The organism is Paenibacillus sp. KS-LC4 (assembly GCF_036894955.1).
Taxonomy (GTDB): domain Bacteria; phylum Bacillota; class Bacilli; order Paenibacillales; family Paenibacillaceae; genus Pristimantibacillus.
On sequence record NZ_CP145905.1, the window covers coordinates 3,798,473 to 3,817,862 of the forward strand.

The 19,390-nt window shown below is 47.6% G+C and carries 21 protein-coding genes; 6 read left to right on the forward strand and 15 right to left on the reverse strand.

Features of this window, described 5'->3' with window-relative positions; all coding sequences use genetic code 11:
• Nucleotides 1-11: 11 nt before the first annotated feature.
• A complete protein-coding gene (gene ald / locus V5J77_RS15845; RefSeq protein WP_338551806.1) occupies nt 12-1,127 on the reverse strand; it encodes an alanine dehydrogenase in 1,116 nt (371 codons plus the stop codon).
• A 192-nt stretch (nt 1,128-1,319) separates the two neighbouring features.
• On the opposite strand from ald, the gene V5J77_RS15850 reads away from it, so the two are divergent.
• Nucleotides 1,320-2,480: a S8 family peptidase gene (locus tag V5J77_RS15850; protein ID WP_338551807.1), complete on the forward strand. Its 1,161-nt coding sequence runs from the start codon at nt 1,320-1,322 to the stop codon at nt 2,478-2,480.
• A gap of 93 nt (nt 2,481-2,573) precedes the next feature.
• Here V5J77_RS15850 and V5J77_RS15855 read toward each other — a convergent pair whose 3' ends face one another.
• From V5J77_RS15855 to V5J77_RS15865, 3 genes are all read right to left on the reverse strand, one after another.
• Nucleotides 2,574-3,041 carry a Fur family transcriptional regulator gene (locus tag V5J77_RS15855; RefSeq protein ID WP_046231973.1) on the reverse strand — a complete coding sequence of 156 codons (468 nt, stop codon included), beginning with the start codon at nt 3,039-3,041 and terminating at the stop codon, nt 2,574-2,576.
• Nucleotides 3,042-3,146: 105 nt separating this feature from the next.
• A complete protein-coding gene (spoIIM, locus tag V5J77_RS15860) occupies nt 3,147-3,791 on the reverse strand; it encodes a stage II sporulation protein M (protein ID WP_338551808.1) in 645 nt (214 codons plus the stop codon).
• A gap of 90 nt (nt 3,792-3,881) precedes the next feature.
• Nucleotides 3,882-4,445 carry an NUDIX hydrolase gene (locus V5J77_RS15865; protein WP_338551809.1) on the reverse strand — a complete coding sequence of 188 codons (564 nt, stop codon included), beginning with the start codon at nt 4,443-4,445 and terminating at the stop codon, nt 3,882-3,884.
• A 111-nt stretch (nt 4,446-4,556) separates the two neighbouring features.
• On the opposite strand from V5J77_RS15865, the gene mciZ reads away from it, so the two are divergent.
• Nucleotides 4,557-4,697, forward strand: coding sequence for a Z-ring formation inhibitor MciZ (gene mciZ, locus V5J77_RS15870; RefSeq protein ID WP_338551810.1), 141 nt, complete (start codon nt 4,557-4,559; stop codon nt 4,695-4,697).
• Between the two features lie 133 nt (nt 4,698-4,830).
• Here the strand turns inward: mciZ and V5J77_RS15875 are convergent, their stop codons facing one another.
• Entirely contained in the window at nt 4,831-5,958 is a 1,128-nt protein-coding gene (locus tag V5J77_RS15875) for a M20/M25/M40 family metallo-hydrolase (RefSeq protein ID WP_338551811.1), read from the reverse strand.
• Nucleotides 5,959-6,006: 48 nt separating this feature from the next.
• Between V5J77_RS15875 and prli42 the strand changes: the two genes are divergently transcribed.
• The gene (gene prli42 / locus V5J77_RS15880) at nt 6,007-6,132 is read left to right on the forward strand and encodes a stressosome-associated protein Prli42 (RefSeq protein ID WP_150131586.1); all 126 of its coding nucleotides are present in this window, start codon (nt 6,007-6,009) and stop codon (nt 6,130-6,132) included.
• Here prli42 and lipB read toward each other — a convergent pair.
• The 5 genes from lipB to lpdA all read right to left on the reverse strand — a co-directional run bounded on the left by lipB (nt 6,088) and on the right by lpdA (nt 11,952).
• Nucleotides 6,088-6,834: a lipoyl(octanoyl) transferase LipB gene (gene lipB, locus V5J77_RS15885; RefSeq protein WP_338551812.1), complete on the reverse strand. Its 747-nt coding sequence runs from the start codon at nt 6,832-6,834 to the stop codon at nt 6,088-6,090. The genes prli42 and lipB overlap by 45 nt on opposite strands.
• Nucleotides 6,835-6,851: 17 nt before the next feature.
• Entirely contained in the window at nt 6,852-8,198 is a 1,347-nt protein-coding gene (locus V5J77_RS15890; protein WP_338551813.1) for a dihydrolipoamide acetyltransferase family protein, read from the reverse strand.
• A 91-nt stretch (nt 8,199-8,289) separates the two neighbouring features.
• Nucleotides 8,290-9,273 carry an alpha-ketoacid dehydrogenase subunit beta gene (locus V5J77_RS15895; protein ID WP_338551814.1) on the reverse strand — a complete coding sequence of 328 codons (984 nt, stop codon included), beginning with the start codon at nt 9,271-9,273 and terminating at the stop codon, nt 8,290-8,292.
• Entirely contained in the window at nt 9,273-10,307 is a 1,035-nt protein-coding gene (locus V5J77_RS15900; RefSeq protein WP_338551815.1) for a thiamine pyrophosphate-dependent dehydrogenase E1 component subunit alpha, read from the reverse strand. Before V5J77_RS15900 ends, V5J77_RS15895 begins: the two co-directional genes overlap by 1 nt.
• 217 nt (nt 10,308-10,524) lie before the next feature.
• Nucleotides 10,525-11,952 (reverse strand): dihydrolipoyl dehydrogenase, encoded by a 1,428-nt coding sequence (gene lpdA / locus V5J77_RS15905; RefSeq protein ID WP_338551816.1) that lies wholly within the window; start codon nt 11,950-11,952, stop codon nt 10,525-10,527.
• A 189-nt stretch (nt 11,953-12,141) separates the two neighbouring features.
• On the opposite strand from lpdA, the gene V5J77_RS15910 reads away from it, so the two are divergent.
• The gene (locus V5J77_RS15910; RefSeq protein WP_338551817.1) at nt 12,142-12,435 is read left to right on the forward strand and encodes a DUF2627 family protein; all 294 of its coding nucleotides are present in this window, start codon (nt 12,142-12,144) and stop codon (nt 12,433-12,435) included.
• Nucleotides 12,436-12,808: 373 nt separating this feature from the next.
• Nucleotides 12,809-13,507, forward strand: a complete 699-nt coding sequence (locus V5J77_RS15915; RefSeq protein WP_338551818.1) for a hypothetical protein — start codon at nt 12,809-12,811, stop codon at nt 13,505-13,507.
• A gap of 148 nt (nt 13,508-13,655) precedes the next feature.
• On the opposite strand, the gene V5J77_RS15920 is transcribed toward V5J77_RS15915, so the two are convergent.
• Together V5J77_RS15920 and V5J77_RS15925 are read right to left on the reverse strand one after the other, a co-directional pair.
• The gene (locus V5J77_RS15920) at nt 13,656-15,422 is read right to left on the reverse strand and encodes a SulP family inorganic anion transporter (protein ID WP_338551819.1); all 1,767 of its coding nucleotides are present in this window, start codon (nt 15,420-15,422) and stop codon (nt 13,656-13,658) included.
• 175 nt (nt 15,423-15,597) lie between these two features.
• A complete protein-coding gene (locus V5J77_RS15925; RefSeq protein ID WP_338551820.1) occupies nt 15,598-15,927 on the reverse strand; it encodes a metalloregulator ArsR/SmtB family transcription factor in 330 nt (109 codons plus the stop codon).
• Between the two features lie 177 nt (nt 15,928-16,104).
• Here V5J77_RS15925 and V5J77_RS15930 point away from each other — a divergent pair, with 177 nt between their 5' ends.
• Nucleotides 16,105-16,743 carry a hypothetical protein gene (locus V5J77_RS15930; protein ID WP_338551821.1) on the forward strand — a complete coding sequence of 213 codons (639 nt, stop codon included), beginning with the start codon at nt 16,105-16,107 and terminating at the stop codon, nt 16,741-16,743.
• A gap of 239 nt (nt 16,744-16,982) precedes the next feature.
• Here V5J77_RS15930 and V5J77_RS15935 read toward each other — a convergent pair whose 3' ends face one another.
• From V5J77_RS15935 to spo0A, 3 genes are all read right to left on the reverse strand, one after another.
• Nucleotides 16,983-17,600: a DUF2185 domain-containing protein gene (locus V5J77_RS15935; protein ID WP_338551822.1), complete on the reverse strand. Its 618-nt coding sequence runs from the start codon at nt 17,598-17,600 to the stop codon at nt 16,983-16,985.
• Nucleotides 17,601-17,624: 24 nt separating this feature from the next.
• The gene (locus tag V5J77_RS15940) at nt 17,625-17,864 is read right to left on the reverse strand and encodes a hypothetical protein (protein ID WP_338551823.1); all 240 of its coding nucleotides are present in this window, start codon (nt 17,862-17,864) and stop codon (nt 17,625-17,627) included.
• Between the two features lie 554 nt (nt 17,865-18,418).
• Nucleotides 18,419-19,231 (reverse strand): sporulation transcription factor Spo0A, encoded by an 813-nt coding sequence (spo0A, locus tag V5J77_RS15945; protein ID WP_338551824.1) that lies wholly within the window; start codon nt 19,229-19,231, stop codon nt 18,419-18,421.
• Between the last annotated feature and the right edge of the window lie 159 nt (nt 19,232-19,390).

Sequence of the window (19,390 nt, forward strand, 5' to 3'; positions counted from 1 at the left end):
GCAGCGTTTGCTCACGACAGCAGCGTTTGGAGCGGTGTAAATGGCAGGTCCAGTGAGGCAGCAACCTGCTCATAAGTTAATTTGCCGCTATGCGTATTAACGCCTTTCTGCAAAGGCTCGCTTAGCTTTATAGCTGCCAGCCCGTCATTTGCAAGCAGCAGCGCATAAGGCATCGTAACATTCGTCAGCGCAAAGGTCGAGGTGCGCGGTACAGCACCTGGAATATTCGCTACCGCATAATGGATAACGCCATGCTTGAGGTAAATCGGGTCCTTATGCGTAGTAGCTCGGTCAACTGTAGCAATAGAGCCTCCTTGGTCTACAGCGACATCGACAATGACCGCGCCTTTTTTCATCGTTTTGACCATATCCTCCGTTACCAAATGAGGCGCTTTAGCTCCCGGAATCAGTACGGCGCCAATGAGCAGGTCCGCCTTCGCCACCGCCTCGGCAATATGATACGTACTTGACATCACGGTCTGAATACGGCCGCCAAATACATCGTCAAGATAGCGCATTCGATCAAGACTCCGCTCAAGCACCGCGACTCTTGCTCCCATGCCGAGCGCAACCTTCGCAGCATTCGTTCCGACGATGCCGCCCCCGATAATGACGACCTCTGCCGGTGCTACTCCAGGCACACCGCCTAGCAGAACGCCACGTCCCCCGTTAAACGCCTCCAAAAACTGTGCGCCAACTTGTACGGCCATTCGCCCTGCAACCTCGCTCATCGGCGTCAGCAGCGGCAGGCTCCCATTTTGAAGCTGAATCGTTTCATAAGCAATGGCGGTTACCTCGCTGTCCATTAAAGCTTTGGCGAGCCCCGGAGCAGCCGCAAGATGCAAATAAGTGAACAACAGCTGCCCTTTGCGAAAATAACCATATTCCTCCGGGAGAGGCTCCTTTACTTTCATAATCATTTCTGCGCGTTCCCATACTTGAGCAGCCGAGTCCACAATTACGGCACCCTCGCTTGCATAATCGCCGTCCTGAAAGCCGCTGCCATCTCCTGCCCCTGCCTGTACAAGCACTTGATGTCCCGCCGCCTTGAGCATAATGACGCCTGCTGGCGTCAATGCCACCCGGTATTCACTCGTTTTTATTTCTGTAGGAACGCCAATGATCATGAAAAAACCTCCTAAAGAAAATAATGGGGATATAGCCATATTGTACGTCAACTGATTGTCCTAAGCGATACATTTTCCAACTGCTGCAAAAAATATGTACATGGGGACGAATACCCAGTCCACTCCTGCCCCTCCTCCATACACTACACAAGTAGTCTCATGTCTGCTTAAAACATGGAGGAGGAGCCCGTCATGCCTCGATTAGATAACCTGATTGCTTCCTGTTCTGCCTATAAACCTTCTAAACATACAGAAAGACAGCTCATCAGCTTTACTACGCACAGCTCTTATAATCGCTGCTTGCGCCTGCTTGAATCACGCGGTATTCATCCATTCAAAGCGATGCCAGGCTGCAAAATGATTGGCTTTCTGCTAGATCGGCGCAGCTCTTGGCAAAAAATTATGCGGCATCCTGATGTCAAGGTGATGGAGCGAGATGTGAAAATCCGCAAGCATGATACCACTCCCCGTATGACAACCCATACTTTCAAACCAAATCTCCCTATTATAAAAACGGCCGTAGACGCAGGCAGGGTGCCTTGGAATATTAAAAGAGTACAGGCGCCGCTTGCTTGGAAACGCACTCTGGGCAAACCTGTCAAGCTTGCCATTATTGATACTGGCATTGCCAAGCATCCCGATCTGCGCATAGCGGGCGGTGTCAATACGATGGGGGGGGCAAGCTATTACGATGACAATGGCCATGGTACGCATGTTGCTGGCATTGCAGCAGGCAGAGGCTCAACAGGCTTGTATGGCGTAGCTCCCAATGTAAAGCTGTATGCCGTAAAGGCACTCGACCGTTACGGTTCTGGCTATGTGTCAGATATTGTAGATGCCATTGAATGGTGTATCCGCAACAAAATGAACGTTATTAACATGAGCTTTGGCATCGTCAGCGGCCAGCATAGCGATTTGCTGCGCCAGGCGATTAAGCGGGCAGCGAAGCAGGGCATCATCATCTCGGCCTCTGCCGGCAACGAGGGACCAAATACGACGACGATCGACGAGCCTGCCTCCTTTCCGGAGACGATCGCAGTCGCTGCCACCAATCGACTGAATCAAATTGCCGATTACAGCAATCGAGGAATGGGCATTGATGTTGCCGCGCCGGGAACAGAAATTGTCTCAACTTGGCTAAATGGCAAATACGCCATCATGTCAGGAACGAGCATGTCCTCTCCCCATGTGGCCGGCGGTGCTGCTTTATTGCTCTCCGTAAGGCCAAAGCTGAGCTCCGCCCGCGTAACAACTGTTTTCCGAAAATGGTCTGTACCTTTGAAGGGCTATTTGCCCATTGCACAGGGCTCCGGCTTGCTGCGACTCGGACGCATTGGCAATCTAAAATCCTGAGGCGGAAAATATCTGCTTTATAGCATAAAACGTCTAGCCATGCGAAATGCCAAAACGGCTTCGCCGTCCAGAAGCACTGGGCAGCAAAGCCGTTTATGATTCATCCTTCTTCGCATTCGCATTCTTCTCATTGCATTTACGACAAATGCCCTGGAAGTCCAAACGATGGTCGAGAACCGAAAAGCCAAATTCCTCTTCCAATCGCTCTTCAAGTGGCAGCAGCCAATCGTCCTTAATCTCATCCATCGATCCGCATTGTACACAAATAAGATGATGATGATGATGCTTGCTGCTGTCCGTTCTCAAATCGTATCTGGCAACCCCGTCACCAAAATTTAGCTTCTCCACTACATGCATTTCGCTTAATAACTCAAGTGTCCGATACACGGTTGCAAGGCCAATTTCGGGTGCCTTGTCCTTCACAAGCATGAACACATCTTCAGCGCTCAAGTGATCTTCCTCATTCTCAAGCAATACACGTACTGTTGCTTCACGCTGCGGGGTTAATTTGTAGCCCTGCGACTGCAACTGTTGTTTAATCTTATCAATCCGGGCTTCCATGATTTCCCCCCTACCACACATGTCTGCGCCAACATCAGAAAACGTTTGCTTTCATTATAGATTCAAACCCTTGTGAAAGTCAAACATTTTGGCATAGAATGGGCATCAGTTGGCCGCGGCAGAAGCGTCTAAAATCGGTGCTGCCCAGCTCATTAACAGTGGGGAGACATAAGCTTCAAGCAATGCGGCACCGATCAAAACCATCAGCATCATAAGCGCTGTTGTCGTAAAGCTGAGCATTTGCGGGGCAAGCGTGCCATTTTGCCGCAGCAGCCTATTTTTCACCACATAAATCGAAAAAGAAAGCGCAGAAGCACTTGCCATCAAAATGGCCGGCACAATAATTAAATTAGGCGGCGCAATCGAGACGAGTGAAAACAACACGCCCTTCCATGAATATTGCGTAATAAGCGTTCCCAGCGCAAAGCCGACGAGCACACCCTTTAGAAAATCCATGGCCAGCACCAGCGGTATTCCGACAACGGTAATCCCAAGAAACCACAGCACCAGCAGCCATTTTCCATGAAAAAAAACACGCTCCCAAAACATAGCCTCGCTGCCCGCCGCCGTCCCGCCATGTATGAGCTGCACATATTGCCCTATATCCGATGCCAAGTCCTGCTGCTGCTCAAAGGTCAGAGCATTCACCATTAACGCGCCAAAAATAACGCCCACGACAAACAGCACACCCACAAATACATACAGCGTCAGGTGGCTCCCTGCGGGTTCCTTCCCCATTCGCGAACGCATAGCCCTCCCCCCCTTGTCCCATGTGCTAAAGTGTATGTTCCTTTAAGCACACCTATGACGGGAGAGATGACCCCGATGTCATTCTTCCTTCTAAATAGGCAGCTTGCCCGTTAGCAAATACAGCTTCCAAACATAAACAGCCATAATGGTCTTAGCATCACTGATGCGGCCTTCGGAGATGAAGGCTTCCGCTTCCTCAAGCGTAATCGCCATCACCTCCAGAAACTCATCCTCATCCGTCTGCTGCTTGCCAGGCACAATCTGATCCGTGAAATAAACATACAGCTTCTCATCCGCAAAACCCGGCGACGTGTAAAAAGCGCTCACAAGCTGCATCGACTCCGCTTTGTAGCCCGTCTCCTCCTCCAGCTCGCGCATCGCCGCCTCAAGTGGATCTTCACCAGCATCCAGCTTGCCAGCCGGAAGCTCGATCTGGAATTTCTCAAGCGGCTTGCGGTACTGCTCAACGACGAGCAGCTTGCCATTTAAAAGAGCGATAACCGCCGCAGCCCCCGGATGCTTGACGATTTCTCTTGTCGCTGTAGTGCCATCTGGCAAGGAAACCGTGTCCACCTGCAGTGAAATGATTTTGCCAGAAAAAATCGGTTCGGTGTGGGTCGTTTCTTCTTTCCAGCGATTAATTTCCTGATTCATGAATGAATATTCCCCTTTGCGTGTAACAATGTGGTAACAGGCATAACTTGTCCGATATCCGCATACCTATCCTTATTCAAGTATTTTGATCGAGAAGGAGCTTAGGTAACGATGAAAACTTATAAAAGCGTCAGCCATCTTCGCCTTGTCGGCAAAGCATGGGAGATTCGCCATCAACTGCGCATGATGTCCTGCAAGGCAGCGAATGGAGCCTCCGAGCCATTAGCAAGCTTTTTAAAAGCACGCCAATAGTCAATAGCCAGCAGCCAGCAGCTTGCCGTCTTGACTAAATGGAAAACAAGCGATACGCCCGGGAAAACGCTCTTTTCCTGACCTATCGCTTGTTTGGTGCCTCTGCAGTTTTGCTATTATGTCGCAGAGCCTATTAAGCTTTTGCAGCCTGCTTCATAATTTCTACAACCAATTCTGTCGTTTTGACCAAATCGGCTACTTTAATTTGTTCCTTCGTCGTATGAATATGCTCATAGCCAACAGCCAGGTTCACCGTCGGCAAGCCGAGTCCGTTGAACACATTCGCATCGCTGCCGCCGCCGGAATGAAACGTTTTTGGTGTCAGGCCAATCGCTTTAATTGCCGTTTGGGCAAGCTGCACGACTGCATCGCTCTCATCGTACGAATACGACGGGTAAATGACCTCGCTGCTCAACACGCCTTTGGCGCCAAACTCCGCTGCCGCACTCTCCACCGCTTCGCGCATAGCGTCCAATTGAGCATCCAGCTTATGCTGAACGATACTGCGCGCTTCCGCGTTCAGCTTCACATAGTCCACTACAATATTCGTAGCGCCACCGCCCTCAAAAGATCCAATATTGGCCGTCGTTTCTTTATCAATACGCCCAAGCGGCATTCTAGCAATCGCTTTGCCTGCCACTTGAATTGCGCTGATTCCCGCCTCTGGATTAACGCCCGCATGAGCCGATTTGCCATGGAACTCAATCGTTACTCTTGCCTGTGTTGGTGCAGCAACCGCAATTTCGCCTACCGAGCCGTTTGAATCGAGCGCGTAGCCGAACTTCGCCTTCAGCTTAGACGCATCCAGCGCGCGTGCTCCAAGCAATCCCGACTCCTCGCCAACGGTAATGACAAATTGAATAGGTCCATGCGGAATCGCTTGCTCCTTAAGAACGCGAATCGCCTCAAGCATCGCGGCAAGACCGGCTTTGTCATCCGCTCCAAGAATTGTCGTACCATCGCTGCGTATGTAGCCATCTGCATCAATTTGCGGCTTAATGCCAACGCCAGGCGTTACCGTATCCATATGGGAGGTAAAAAAGATAGTCGGAGCATTCTCCACACCGGATGCCTCAAGAAAGGCAAAAAGATTATTTGCGCCATGACCTGTTTTAGCTGCCGCATCATCCTCTTCCAGCGAAAGTCCCAGCTCTCCGAATTTCTTCTTGAGCTCACTGCTTATAAGCTGCTCATGCTTCGTTTCACTATCAATTTTCACCAATTGTACAAATTCATCAACTAACCGTTGCTCATTAATCATTAACGTTTCCTCCGTTCGTCATTTTCGACTATAATAGGGCTTATAGAAATGTTTAGAAAGGAGATCTGCCTTGTGAATCCTTCCAAGTATGTTCGAATTGTTGCCATCGTTGTTATTGCCGCCATGCTGTTATCCAGCTTGGTTGCCGGTATCGGGATGCTGTTCTCTTATTAGAACAGCATCTGGCGCAAAGCCAAATACATTGCAGAAATGCGGCAGCAGTTGCTGCGCCGCTTCGCTTACCGACAGCTCGCGACCCGTCAGCGTATTAAATGAAGTGACTCCAAACTGTTCAATGCCGCACGGCACGATGCCGCTAAAGCCACTCTCCGCTATGCCCGCTTCTATATTCAGTGCAAATCCATGACTCGTCACAAATCCGCCGCGCCTCCGCGCCCGATTAAATTTCACACCGATAGCCGCAATTTTCTCATCCCCTACCCACACTCCGGTGTATTCGGGCTTTCTGCCTGATTCGATACCATAATCCTTCAACCAATTGATGATGACCTGTTCAACATTGCGCAAATAAGCATGCAGATCGAGACCCACCGCATCGAGATATAGAAGCGGATAGCCGACAAGCTGCCCGGGTCCATGATAGGTAATATCCCCGCCACGGTCAATTTCAAATACAGAAATGCCCTTCTCCGCAAGCTCCGCCTCACCGAGCAGCAAATGCTCGGGATGACGGTCTGAGCCGAGCGTGTAGGTCGGCGGATGTTGAAGAAGGAGAAGCGTCTCTGGACGCTCCTCCTGATCAATTTGCTTCACCATCGTTTTTTGCAGCTCCCATGCCTCCGCATAGCCAAGCATGGAAATATAACGGGCTTCTAGCGGTTTCTTCCCATTAGATACATGAGTAGAGTCAGTCATAGCGGCGTTCCTCATTTCTAATACAATTTCGTATCGTTGTTGAAGCTCTCCAAATTTTCCTTCACCTTCTGCATAAAGCGGCCGCAAATAATACCATCCAAAATACGGTGATCGAGCGACAAACAGAGGTTTGCCATCGAGCGAATGGCGAGCATATCATTAATGACAACCGGACGCTTCACGATTGATTCAAACGTCATAATAGCCGCTTGAGGATAGTTAATAATCGGATGCGTAATAATTGAGCCGAAGGAGCCCGTATTGTTGACGGTAAACGTACCGCCTTGCATGTCAGCAAGCGTCAGGCGTCCTTCGCGTCCGCGGCGTGCCAAGTCATCAATTTCTTTGGCCAGACCGGCGATCGTTTTGTGGTCGGCGTTTTTGATGACGGGGGTTGCAACCGACTCCTCGGTGCCTACGGCAAGCGAAATGTTAATGTCGCGCTTCACGATGATTTTATCGACCGCCCACATGGAGTTCATAATTGGGAACTCCTTGATCGCATTAACGACTGCCTTCAATACGAAAGCGAGATAAGTCAAATTAATGCCCTCGCGCTTCATAAATTCATCCTTCACCTTGTTGCGCAGCACGACGAGATTCGTGACATCAACCTCAATCATCATCCAGCCATGCGGGATTTCGGTGACGCTCTGTTTCATATTACGTGCAATTGCGCCGCGAATCGGCGTAACCTCAATATAATCTTCACCCCGCCCTGGCACCCCGGTAATAGGAGAATCATATTGCTGAATCGTTGGCAAGCGAGGTGTTTCTGTCAAATGCAAGCCAGTCGAACGAACCTGCTCATTACTTGGCTCCCGGCCAGCCTGCGGGCTCGCTTGGCTAGCGGAACTGCCTGCCGCTCCGCCCGACTGTGCGAAGGCAAGCACGTCTTTACGGGTAATACGCCCGCCCAGACCCGTACCTTGAACGTCGCTCAAACGAATATTATGCTCGGCTGCCAGCTTCTGAACAGCTGGAGAGAAGCGATTGCGCATCGACATATCGCCTTCGGCCACCTGTGCACCACCTTGCATGGTCGCCGCTAATCCTGCGCCTTGCCCTGCTGCGCTATAACCAGACTGAGTCCCGCCAGCAGTCTGCGCTTCTTCTGCGCCTTCCGTTTCGATTAGGCAAACAGGCGTCCCAACAGGAACTGTTTCACCATTGCCAACCAAAATTTTAACCAGCTTTCCCGCTACCGTTGAAGGCAGCTCCGCGCTTACCTTGTCCGTAATAAGCTCACAAATAGGCTCATACATGTCAATGTGGTCACCAGGCTGCTTAAGCCACTTATCGATTGTTGCCGATACGAGCGATTCCGCCAGCTGCGGAATAACAATCTCCGTCACCGATTTCATCTATTATCCATCTCCCTAAAGGCTTGTGCTACATCGACTGGCTTTCTTCCAAATTAACGCATTGCGGCGAAAGGTCTCCTTCGGGCAAGCTTTAATACAAAGCCAAATTGCGCATAGCCTCTTTCACTTTTTCTTTATTCAACAGGAAAAACTTCTCACCAGGCGGATTAATAGGCATCGCCGGAACGTCCGGGCCGCACAAACGCATAATAGGAGCGTCCAGCTCATAAAGCAGCTGTTCTGCAATAATCGCCGACACTTCGGCGCCTACGCCGCCCGTCTTGTTGTCCTCGTGAATAATTAAAACCTTGCCCGTCTTGCGCACCGACTCCAAAATAGCCTCTTGATCAAGCGGCTGCAGCGTCCGTAAATCTAGAATATGAGTGCTGATGCCTTCCTGAGCTAGCTCCTGTGCTGCCTGTTCAACGAACAGCAGCGGCATGCTGTAGCTGATGACGGTAATATCATCGCCTTCTCGCAATACATTCGCTTTGCCAATCGGCACAATATAATCGTCCTCCGGTACTTCGCCTGTAATCAGCTTGTAGCATTTTTTGTTTTCAAAAAAGAGAACCGGGTCCGGATCGCGCACAGCTGCCTTAAGCAGTCCTTTGGCATCATAGGCCCGATAAGGCGCTACAATTTTCAGACCAGGCGTTCCAAAAAATACGGATTCTGGACACTGAGAATGATAAAGACCGCCAAAAATCCCCCCGCCAATTGGGGCGCGAATGACAATCGGACAGCTCCAGTCATTGTTGGAGCGGTAACGAATTTTAGCCGCTTCGCTAATAATCTGATTCGTTGCCGGAAACATAAAATCCGAATATTGCATTTCTGCAATGGGCTTCATTCCGTACATAGCCGCACCGATAGCCACACCAGCAATAGCCGATTCCGCAAGGGGCGTATCCATGACGCGCTGCTCTCCGAACTGGTCAATTAAACCTTTCGTCGTTGTAAAAACGCCGCCCTTGACGCCGACGTCCTCGCCAAGCACGAACACGTCTTCATCTCGCTCAAGCTCTTCCTTCATGCCCATTCTAATCGCTTCAATATATTCGATAACCGCCACTAGATGTCCCCTCCTTGCCCAGCATCTCCTGCATACACATGGTCAAGCACCGATTCCGGCGTAGGGAATGCCGCCTTATCGCCGTATTCAGTCGCTTCGTCGATTTGCTTCTTAATGCCGGCAAGCAGCTCGGCATCCTTCTCCTCCGTCAGGAGCCCACAGTCCATCAAATACTGCCTATATTTCGGAAGCCCATCCTTCGCACGGTTCTCGTCGACTTCTTCCTTTGTCCGATAAGCCAAATCATTATCTGACGTCGAATGCGGAGACAAGCGATAAACCATCGCCTCAATTAGCGTGGGTCCCTCGCCAGCAATCGCGCGCTCGCGCGCTTCCTTTACAGTGCGGAACACTTCCAGCGCATCATTGCCGTCAATTTGCACGCCTGTGAAGCCATAGCCAAGCGCCCGATCCGCAACGCGGCCTGCTAACTGCTTGTGAACGGGGACCGAAATCGCATATTGATTATTTTCACACATAAAAATGACCGGAAGCTTATGAACACCAGCAAAATTGCAGCCTTCATGAAAATCGCCCTGATTGCTTGAGCCTTCGCCAAAGGTTACAAAGCTTACCAGCTCCTGCTTCTTCATCTTCGCTGCCAGTGCAATGCCTACTGCGTGCGGAACTTGAGTCGTTACAGGACTTGAGCCTGTGACAATGCGCAATCTTTTGCTGCCAAAGTGCCCTGGCATCTGCCTGCCGCCGCTATTTGGATCCTCCGCCTTCGCAAAAACGGACAGCATCAGCTCTTTCACCGTCATTCCGACGGACAATACAAAACCGTAATCCCGATAATAAGGCAAGTAATAATCGACTGAGCGATCAAGAGCAAATGCCGCAGCAACCTGTGCGACCTCTTGACCCACACCCGATACGTGGAAGTTGATTTTCCCTGCCCGCTGCAGCAGCAAATTGCGCTCATCAAACTTGCGCGCCAGCTGCATCATGACATACATTTCGACAGCTTGCTCATCCGACAAGCCAACTGCGCCATGACGGGATTGCTGATCAATTGAACCGGATTTCCCCATGAGAATTCGGCCTCCTTTAAAAATGCAAGAGTGGTTAAGCTACGCGCTTATACTCGGCTTATCATTCACTGCGTAGCGAGCCTGTGCCGCCTAAGTAAAAGGGCTGCCCTTTACGCCTAAACAAAATTAAAACCAGGTACTAATACTTGATATTACCCATTATAACCTCTTTTTACGGAAAAAGAAAACCCATGCTTGAAGCAAGCATGGGCAGCTGCTACAACGCAGTCGCCTTTCCGTCTATCGCCAGCATGGCCTCACCGAGCGCTTCGGACAGCGTTGGATGCGGATGAATCAATTGCCCAACTTCCCAAGGCGTTGCATTGAGGAAGCCAGCAAGCGCAGCCTCCGAAATAAGATCGGTCGCATGCGGGCCTATCATATGAACACCCAAAATATCGCCGGTCGCCCGATCGGCTATCACCTTCACGAAGCCGTCCGCATCTCCAAGCACGAGCGCTTTAGCAATCGCTTGAAATGGGACTTTACTCGTCTTAATGTCATGACCCTTCGTTCTGGCGCCATCCTCCGTCAACCCGTAAGAGGCAATTTCCGGACGCGAGTATACGCAGCGGGTTATAAGATGCGGCTCTATCGCCGTATGACCCTGGCCGCCAATATGCTCCACTGCCGCAATTCCTTCATGTGCCGCTGCATGAGCCAGCTGAACACCGCCGATGCAATCGCCGATCGCATAAATATGCGGCTCACTCGTCTGACCGAATTCATTGATTTGAATAAAACCGTCCTTCGTGCGAATATCGGTATTTTCAAGCCCAATTGCTTCCACATTCGCTTGACGGCCAACGGCCAGCAGAAGCTTGCTTGCACTTAGCAGCACATCGCCATCGGCAGTCGCAGCAGGAATGGAAACTTCACCATCTCCTACGCTAAGCTCAGCCGTGTTCAATTGTACACTTGTTAGTATACGAACGCCGCGGCGCTTAAGCACCCGCGCAAGCTCTGCCGACACCTCAGCATCCTCGCCAGGGAGCAGCCTCGCTCCCGCTTCGACGAGCGTCACCTGCACGCCAAAGTCCTGCAGCATGGATGCCCATTCTACGCCAATTACGCCGCCGCCTACGATCAGAATCGAAGCCGGAAGCTCCTCTAAAACAAGCGCATCATCACTTGTTAAAATATACTCGCCATCCGGCGTTAAGCCAGGCAAAGCACGCGGTCTAGAGCCTGTTGCTATAATCAGGTTTTTGGAAACGACCTGCTCCATTTCTCCATCGGCCAGCTCAACAGCGAGCGAACCGCTGCGAGGCGAGAAAATCGACGGACCAATGACGCGTCCTCTGCCCTTTATAACTTGAATGTTATGCTTCTTCATCAAATATTGCAGTCCTTTATAAAGCTGTTCAACCGTCTGCTCCTTGCGGCTCTGCACTTTGTCAAATTGCAGCGAGACCGCTCCTTCAGCTACTGAAATGCCATAGGCATCTGACTCCAGCAAAGTGGCATATACTTCCGCACTTCTAAGCAGCGATTTGCTAGGAATACAACCTCTATGCAGGCATGTTCCGCCAAGGCTGTCCGCTTCCACAATCGCTACGCTTTTTCCCATTTGGGCAGCGCGGATCGCCGCCGTATAACCGCCTGGGCCCCCACCGAGCACAGCAACATCTACTTCTACCGCCATCTATTTTAACCTCCACCTGTATTCCATATGTATGCTCTATGTATGAGCGTCGTTTGATTGCATCATTGTTATTGTAACCTTTTTAGCAGCGGTTTTCATCGTAAACTTTTCTGAAATAGACACTTTTCGCTGAAAAGGGTATCATATTAACAAAAGCCCATCTCACTATTATTAAGGAGTTACTCAATTATGAAGCTAGTTACAGCAAGGCTAATTGCTATTTTGCTGCTTGTCATTCCAGGCATACTTGCCTGTATCGGATTTTTAAAAATGAAAAATGCCGTCTACAACTATTTTGTCTCCTTCGGCTATGATGACATGCAGCCTAACTTTGAATGGTTGCCCTTCCTGCTGGGTCTGCTGCTGTTTGCCATTGGTGTCGGCTTTATCGGGGGCTGGACTTTTTTCCGCGACCGCAAGCGCAATTATGTAGCCCCTCGCTTCCGTCCGAAGCGTCCTAAGCCGCCAAAGCCAACCGCCTAGCTCCTTACTTCGCTCCAATGTTCGCTACCTTGCATCAAGCTCCTGCCGAAGCGCCACACTTCATTTAAGTGGCCCGTGGGGGCTTTTTCTTTTGCGGAATATCGGGATCTACCAATCCACAATATGTAAACTCGAATGAAGCAAGCATCTGGATTGTAAAAATCTATAATAATTTATCTTTTTGCTGAAACGTATATTAATTTCGCTTCCATTATTTCCGATAAAACCATTAGACAGTCATCATAATGAATAAAAGGGGGAGCTTGCCATTTCTGCTATATCATCTGCCTCATCAGCAGCACGCCCAACGTCTGCTGCTTCGAGGGAAGGCGCTGCTTCCGCTTCGCCACGCGAAAAAGAAATTCAGGCGCTCATGAAGCAAAAAGCTAGATTAAACGAAGAAATGCAATCCGTCAAAACGAATGAAAAGCTCGACACAAAGCTGAAAATGGAGCGTGTAAAAGCATTAACCGCTTCTATCTCCCAAATTGACGCACAAATCTCACAGATTCGTTCAGAAGAAATTCAAGAAAAAACTAAAATTGGCGAATCTAAAAACGACCAGCCTAAAAAAACCACTTCGGACAATCCCGAGAAAAATATGGATCAGGCTGTAAAAAGCAGCATGACCTATGACCATCTTGGCAAGCTCGCAGGCGTTCGTGACAAGTTGCAGGGCTCCAACGTCACATTGGAAAGCGGTATCCGCTTCGACCGTATGGTCATTGAATCAAACCCACACACAGACGCTGGGAAATACGCTATGCTTGAAAATGCCGAGCAAACCGTATTTAAGCTGAAACGCGAAATGATGGCGAAAAACACGAGCCAAATTCACGCGGTCGATCAAAAAATGGGCGAGCTTGTCAATGACATCAACACTACGGATGACAGCTCTTCAGAAAGTGATGAGAAAGCCGCTCACAGCAAAGTACTTACAGGTGAAGTAGCAAATAGTGACAAGGTAAGAGCACGCAGCAATAAGCAGACAGAGGCAGAGCATGTGACTTCTGTTCAGAAAGCGAACGTGCAGTCAGCAACTGCCGCGCAATCCATTGACATTCGGATATAACAATAGGCTTGACTAGGCGTCCATATAGTTAATGGATCATTCCGCTCCTTTATTGGTTCATCGTAACCAATAAAGGAGCGTTTTTTAGATACCATCATTTCCGGCGCTCCAACTCTATCTGAAACAATACCTCAAATGTATCCTTTTCTTAAAAAGAAGAATGATGCCCGCTACGTTCTAGACCTCGATTTGTTACGCTTAGCGTTTCTCCACTGGATAACGCACGGCATTCGCGGAATACAAAATGCTTGCAGCCCAAGCATTTATTTGTATTCAGATGGAGCAAGGCATAGCCGACCGCTTCACCAGTATGCTCAAAGAAGTGATGAGTGCCCATGCGCTCATATAAACCTGTTTTTTTCAGCATCAGCTGTGGCTGCGGTTGGGCTCCTGAAAGCAATACGATTCCGCCGAGCTGCTGGAATGATTGGACTAAAGCAGATAGATTTGCCGCTCCCGTCGTATCCATAAAAGGCACTTTTCCAAGGCGCAGCAGCAAAATTTCAGACCTCTGCTGTACCGTATCCTTCATACCCCGTTCAAACTTATTCGCCGCTCCAAAAAACAGAGGCCCATCAATCGTAAGTATACTAATCTGAGGACAATCATGTCCCTCGTATACCATATTTGCTCTGACTTTTTCATGCTTATGATTTGGATCTGGCAGCATCTTCTCAACCGTTAAGGATTGGCTCATTCGTTTCACAAATAAAAGCAGTGCCAGCAATAATCCCACTTCTACTGCCGTTGTTAAATTTGTAAATACCGTAAGTATAAAAGTGATGACAAGTAAAATGGAATCACTTGTTTTCGTTTTTAATACCTGAATAAATGCGCTTCGTTCACTCATGTTCAACGCAACTACCATTAAGATGGGAGCCATGCTGGCAAGCGGAATATGAGACGCATAAGGGGCAAACAGTATAAGCACCAGCAGGACGACGAGGCTGTGAACGATGCCGGAAACCGGCGAGGCTGCCCCGCTTTTAATATTGGCAGCTGTGCGTGCAATGGCTCCCGTTGCAGGTATTCCGCCAAACAGCGGAGTGATCATATTGGCGATCCCCTGTCCAATAAGCTCGCGGTTGCTATTGTGACGATTGCCAGTCATACCGTCAGCAACTACAGCGGACAGCAGCGATTCAATTCCGCCCAACATAGCAATAATAAAAGCGGGCTGAAGCACATTCAATATCCGCTCCCAAGTCATGTCGGGAATGCGTAATTCAGGCAGCGTGCTCGGAATCGTCCCATAAGCAGATCCTATAGTTGCCACCTCTCCCTTAAAAAACAAAGCCGCGATGACGCTCGATACAATAAGCCCCAGCAGTGCCCCAGGCAGCTTAGGCACGAATTTCGGCGCTAATAAAATAATGATCAGACAAATACCAGCCGTCATTAGGCTGTAGCTATTTACAGTAGAAGCATGAAGCCCAAGCTCTTGCATATTAGACCAAAAATCTTCATGTCTTTCAATCCCATTCAAGCCCAAAAAGTTAGCGATTTGTCCGCTGAATATTATTACGGCAATTCCCGCAGTAAACCCGATTGTAACAGGTCGAGGAATAAAGGTAATCAACGAGCCAAGCTTAAAAAGACCCATGACAACAAGCATAATCCCCGCGAGGAAACCAGCAAGCAATAAATTTTCGTACCCATATTGCAGCACGATAGCGAAAAGAATAGGAATAAATGCGCCGGTTGGGCCGCCAATTTGAAATTTTGAACCTCCGAATACGGAAATAAGAATGCCCGCTATTATGGTCGAATAGAGGCCATATTCAGGCCTGACGCCTGAAGCAATAGCAAACGCCATTCCAAGTGGAATGGCGATAATACCGACAATGAGACCCGAAACCATATCCTTGCGAAGCGCAGATAATTGATACCCATCAAATCTCCCTGTCCCTTTCATTTCCCATAACCTTCTTTTCTTCATATATTTGATTATTTGAATATAAAGAAAAGATACTCCTACGCTTCCTTTATGTCAAACACAATAATCGGTCGAGTTTTCGACTAAATCCATATAAAAAGCAAAAAAACAAGGTTTTCCTAAATCTTACTCACGGATTCCCTTGTTTTTGCAATTATGGCTCTTTGCGAATATCTTCTAGCAGGGTAATAGCATCAACAAGATGGTTGTCAAAAATCTGTTTCGTTACCGACAATAAGTCCTTTATTAAGGGGTCTCGCAAGGAATAAATGACGGAGGTGCCTTCTTTGACACTGTGGACAACGTTTTTATTGCGTAAAACAGCCAGCTGCTGCGATACGGCTGAACCCTCCGATCCTAAAATGCTTTGCAGCTCATTTACATTCTTCTCCCCTTCGCTTAACACTTCAAGAATGCGAATCCGCATGGGATGAGCCAATGCTTTGTAAAAATCGGCTTTAAACTGTTGAATGTGCTGATTCATAAACGTTAAACTTCCCCTTACTATTAAACTTTTGAATATATGAATATCATAACACACTTCCAGAAATGATTGAAAACGATCCGTGAGCTTGTTGAATAATTTTTTAGCGGGTATAATACTCCTTATATTCATACTTTTGAATATTTGATTTTAAATTGATTCAAAGGAAAGGTAAGGATGCGAATGCCTGAATTTACGATTGACCACCCATCAAGAGAATATTCGCTACTCCTTGATGAACGACCGCATGAAATGAGCAAGCAAGTGGTCATTGACCTTGGAATGGCCTCTCTGCAATCTATAGGATCAGAGCATATTTGCAAAGTTTGCATTTCAAATAGCGGTTCCTGCTGCAGCGGCTGCCGACATCTTTCAGATCGGGTTGGATGCCAGCGTCGCAATACAAGCTGTACCGCATGGTTATGTGGATTTATTAAATACGTGCTTTATGAGACGGGATATTTGCAACAATGGAACGATTTTTGGGAGCAAGTGCCTGGGCAGGACTTCCGCGTAGATTACACGCCAGATTCGTTTTTCATTCAAAAATCTTTAAATATTCCGAACATGCGGAGCTTAAGCGAAGCACTTGCTGCTGACTTGCAGGAGCTGGCTCAAACGCATATCGCGATCGGTTTTATTTTAACACTTAGAGAGAAGCTGGATAAAAATATAGATCAATTCATGTTTTATCATGATGATATTGGAAAGCAATCCCGTATTAGAAAACGAATCCAATTTTTATCGCTGCCGTTTGAACGCTTCCATCTCGCCTTAGACGATTTTATGAATAAGATGGATGATCGTGGTAAGTAAAAAACTTTGCAAGTGACAAGCCGACGGAACGAGGCAGGGGCGAAAAAGAGGTGAAAAGGGCCGCTGAATGGGTTTTCAGACACGCCCTAGTTAAGCATATTGGATTCACTTAGATGGGGGCAGCTCATGCAGAATTCTACTAATGCCTGTTTGTTGCAGGGCAGCTTACGTTCTGTTCGAAACTGCATGGGCGTTTTTCTCCCATTAAGCGCTGTAACAATACTGATTCAATTTGCTAATCAACCCCAATCATAATCAATAACTTTATTAAGCTTTCCCGTTTTACTATCTCTTTCATAGGCAGAAAACGGCTCGTCATCTACAAATGCCAAAAAAGAATCGTCCATATTCAGCGCCGCTCCAAGAGAGACGACTTGGTAGTTTTCAATATGTCCAGTGTATCCCTCAGGCTCAGAGCCACTAAAAAAGATCCACCCTAAATGATTTTCCTCATTCGGCTCATCTTTCAGCATGAGATTGAAGCTTCTTTTTTCTAAAGCATCTCGGGTCATTACGATTTGTGTATCCATATAATAATTCCATTTGCTCGCTTCTGGATCTTCCCGCTTCGTATCGCATATATGCTCATAAGTAAATTGAATTTCTTGCCCATAGCTCAGCTCCGTTATGTAAGATGGTATATTTCTGAGCAAGCCCTTGAAGTTGTCCCCCTTTCGCTCCACAATTTCAACCCACATTCTTTCGCCAATAAATTGCTCGTTCTCCTCATCAAACAAAAAAATCAATTTTACAAACTCTCCAGCCTGTAACAGCTCTAGCATTTGATGATTAGGCAAATAAAAAGTATACGGCGCTTCTTTATTTCGGTCATATACACTGTCCAGCATCCAAGTCATCCATTATTCCTCCCTTTCCCTTGTTCACTCGTAGTATTTAGCAGCCATTAAAATGGAAGCGAAAAGCTGCCAGGATGCCTCTGCCGGTGTTTCTTTGTTTTGGTTTTGATAATAACCATCCATATCCTGCATCCAGCCTTCCATTGCATCAAAATAATCGGCTAATGCTCTATTCTCCCATTCTTCCGGCTTATGAGCGAGATTGTCTCTAAGTAAAGAAACAAATTGGATAAAATCGTCTTTTGTCTTTATATGATCTAGCAAATCGTTTGGCCTCACGATTACAGCACAACCTCTCGCAGGCACAATTGGCCTAAATGACCGCACTGTCATTATAACAATGGCGGGATAGCATGACCACTAGCAAGGTGGATTTGAAAAATATAATAGCATTTGTCATTAGTTATCTCGTATACTTCCGGATTCCCAAACAGAATCTTAGAATACGCGACTATCGAGCCACTTGCTTTCCTGACAAAATCTTTTTCATCTGCAAGTTTTCCCGGTTTAACCGTAATCGCTATGGATTGTCCTCTATCATCGAAACTAGACATGAAATGACGGAAAGTTTTGTCCTCTGCCGGAATAGCAAATGAAAACGGCCACATTACGGGATAAGTCCCATAAGTGACCGTTGTTACTGTAAGTATCTATATTGCAATTTATCATGTTAAATATGTCTACGTTGACTATTTCGAACTGAGCGAGTTTATCGCATTGGTAACGAAAATGTTTATTGGAACAATTACGCGGATTTGTTCCCAAATACAACGAATCAGTGGCCGTACAAATGGCGAAATCCCCCGCCCAGCCTACATCTACGACACCTTATGCTCAATCCTCAGCTTGTCAGCAACCATCGCGATGAACTCGCTATTCGTAGGTTTCGACTTGCTGATGTTGATCGTATAGCCGAACAGGTGACTGATGCTGTCGATGTTGCCGCGTGTCCAAGCGACTTCGATAGCGTGGCGAATCGCACGTTCGACCCGGGACGGCGTTGTTTTGAATTTTTCGGCGATTGCTGGATATAGCGTTTTTGTAATTGCACCCAAAATTTCGATATTGTTATACACCATTGTGATCGCTTCGCGTAAATACTGGTAGCCTTTAATATGAGCAGGCACACCGATTTCATGAATGATGCTCGTAATATTGGCATCCAGGTTTTTGCCTTTAGCAAGCGGCACGACATTCGATTTCACTGTTGATGAATTCGAGTTGTAAGAAGAAGAAGCCGAGTACGAAGAATTCCCAAATAGCTGACGAATCCGGTTTGCCAAGATATCCATATCAAAAGGCTTGAGAATATAATAAGAAGCACCCAATTGAACTGCTTTTTGTGTGATGTTTTCTTGACCGAAAGCTGTCAGCATAATGATTTTAGGCATTGGAGAAATATTCATTTCCCTTAAGCGCTCCAAAACGCCAAGTCCGTCCAAATGAGGCATAATAATATCTAGAATGAGTACATCAGGTACTTTACGGGATTCCTCCAAATGCCTCAGCACTTCTTCACCGTTATAAGCAACACCGCTCACATTCATATCACTTTGATCGGATATGTACTCCGATAACAAATTAGTAAATTCTCTGTTGTCATCAGCTAATAATACATCAATTTTTTGCAAGATATTATCCTCCCTCAAATGATCCTCCAATTTTCACTCCTGAACCTTCCCCTAGTTGTCTTGAGTAACATTTTCGACACGTCGATATAAATTCCTTCTGTCGAAAATTATTTTTCTTTATTTTTTTTCTCAATACCGTTATACTATTTATTTATTTAC

Bases quoted from the DNA above. Each gene is read 5' to 3' on its own strand.
- ald (WP_338551806.1), bottom strand. From the start codon at position 1,127: ATGATCATTGGCGTTCCTACAGAAATAAAAACGAGTGAATACCGGGTG.
- V5J77_RS15850 (WP_338551807.1), top strand. From the start codon at position 1,320: ATGCCTCGATTAGATAACCTGATTGCTTCCTGTTCTGCCTATAAACCT.
- V5J77_RS15855 (WP_046231973.1), bottom strand. From the start codon at position 3,041: ATGGAAGCCCGGATTGATAAGATTAAACAACAGTTGCAGTCGCAGGGC.
- spoIIM (WP_338551808.1), bottom strand. From the start codon at position 3,791: ATGCGTTCGCGAATGGGGAAGGAACCCGCAGGGAGCCACCTGACGCTG.
- V5J77_RS15865 (WP_338551809.1), bottom strand. From the start codon at position 4,445: ATGAATCAGGAAATTAATCGCTGGAAAGAAGAAACGACCCACACCGAA.
- mciZ (WP_338551810.1), top strand. From the start codon at position 4,557: ATGAAAACTTATAAAAGCGTCAGCCATCTTCGCCTTGTCGGCAAAGCA.
- V5J77_RS15875 (WP_338551811.1), bottom strand. From the start codon at position 5,958: ATGATTAATGAGCAACGGTTAGTTGATGAATTTGTACAATTGGTGAAA.
- prli42 (WP_150131586.1), top strand. From the start codon at position 6,007: ATGTTTAGAAAGGAGATCTGCCTTGTGAATCCTTCCAAGTATGTTCGA.
- lipB (WP_338551812.1), bottom strand. From the start codon at position 6,834: ATGACTGACTCTACTCATGTATCTAATGGGAAGAAACCGCTAGAAGCC.
- V5J77_RS15890 (WP_338551813.1), bottom strand. From the start codon at position 8,198: ATGAAATCGGTGACGGAGATTGTTATTCCGCAGCTGGCGGAATCGCTC.
- V5J77_RS15900 (WP_338551815.1), bottom strand. From the start codon at position 10,307: ATGGGGAAATCCGGTTCAATTGATCAGCAATCCCGTCATGGCGCAGTT.
- lpdA (WP_338551816.1), bottom strand. From the start codon at position 11,952: ATGGCGGTAGAAGTAGATGTTGCTGTGCTCGGTGGGGGCCCAGGCGGT.
- V5J77_RS15910 (WP_338551817.1), top strand. From the start codon at position 12,142: ATGAAGCTAGTTACAGCAAGGCTAATTGCTATTTTGCTGCTTGTCATT.
- V5J77_RS15915 (WP_338551818.1), top strand. From the start codon at position 12,809: ATGAAGCAAAAAGCTAGATTAAACGAAGAAATGCAATCCGTCAAAACG.
- V5J77_RS15920 (WP_338551819.1), bottom strand. From the start codon at position 15,422: ATGAAAGGGACAGGGAGATTTGATGGGTATCAATTATCTGCGCTTCGC.
- V5J77_RS15925 (WP_338551820.1), bottom strand. From the start codon at position 15,927: ATGAATCAGCACATTCAACAGTTTAAAGCCGATTTTTACAAAGCATTG.
- V5J77_RS15930 (WP_338551821.1), top strand. From the start codon at position 16,105: ATGCGAATGCCTGAATTTACGATTGACCACCCATCAAGAGAATATTCG.
- V5J77_RS15935 (WP_338551822.1), bottom strand. From the start codon at position 17,600: ATGACTTGGATGCTGGACAGTGTATATGACCGAAATAAAGAAGCGCCG.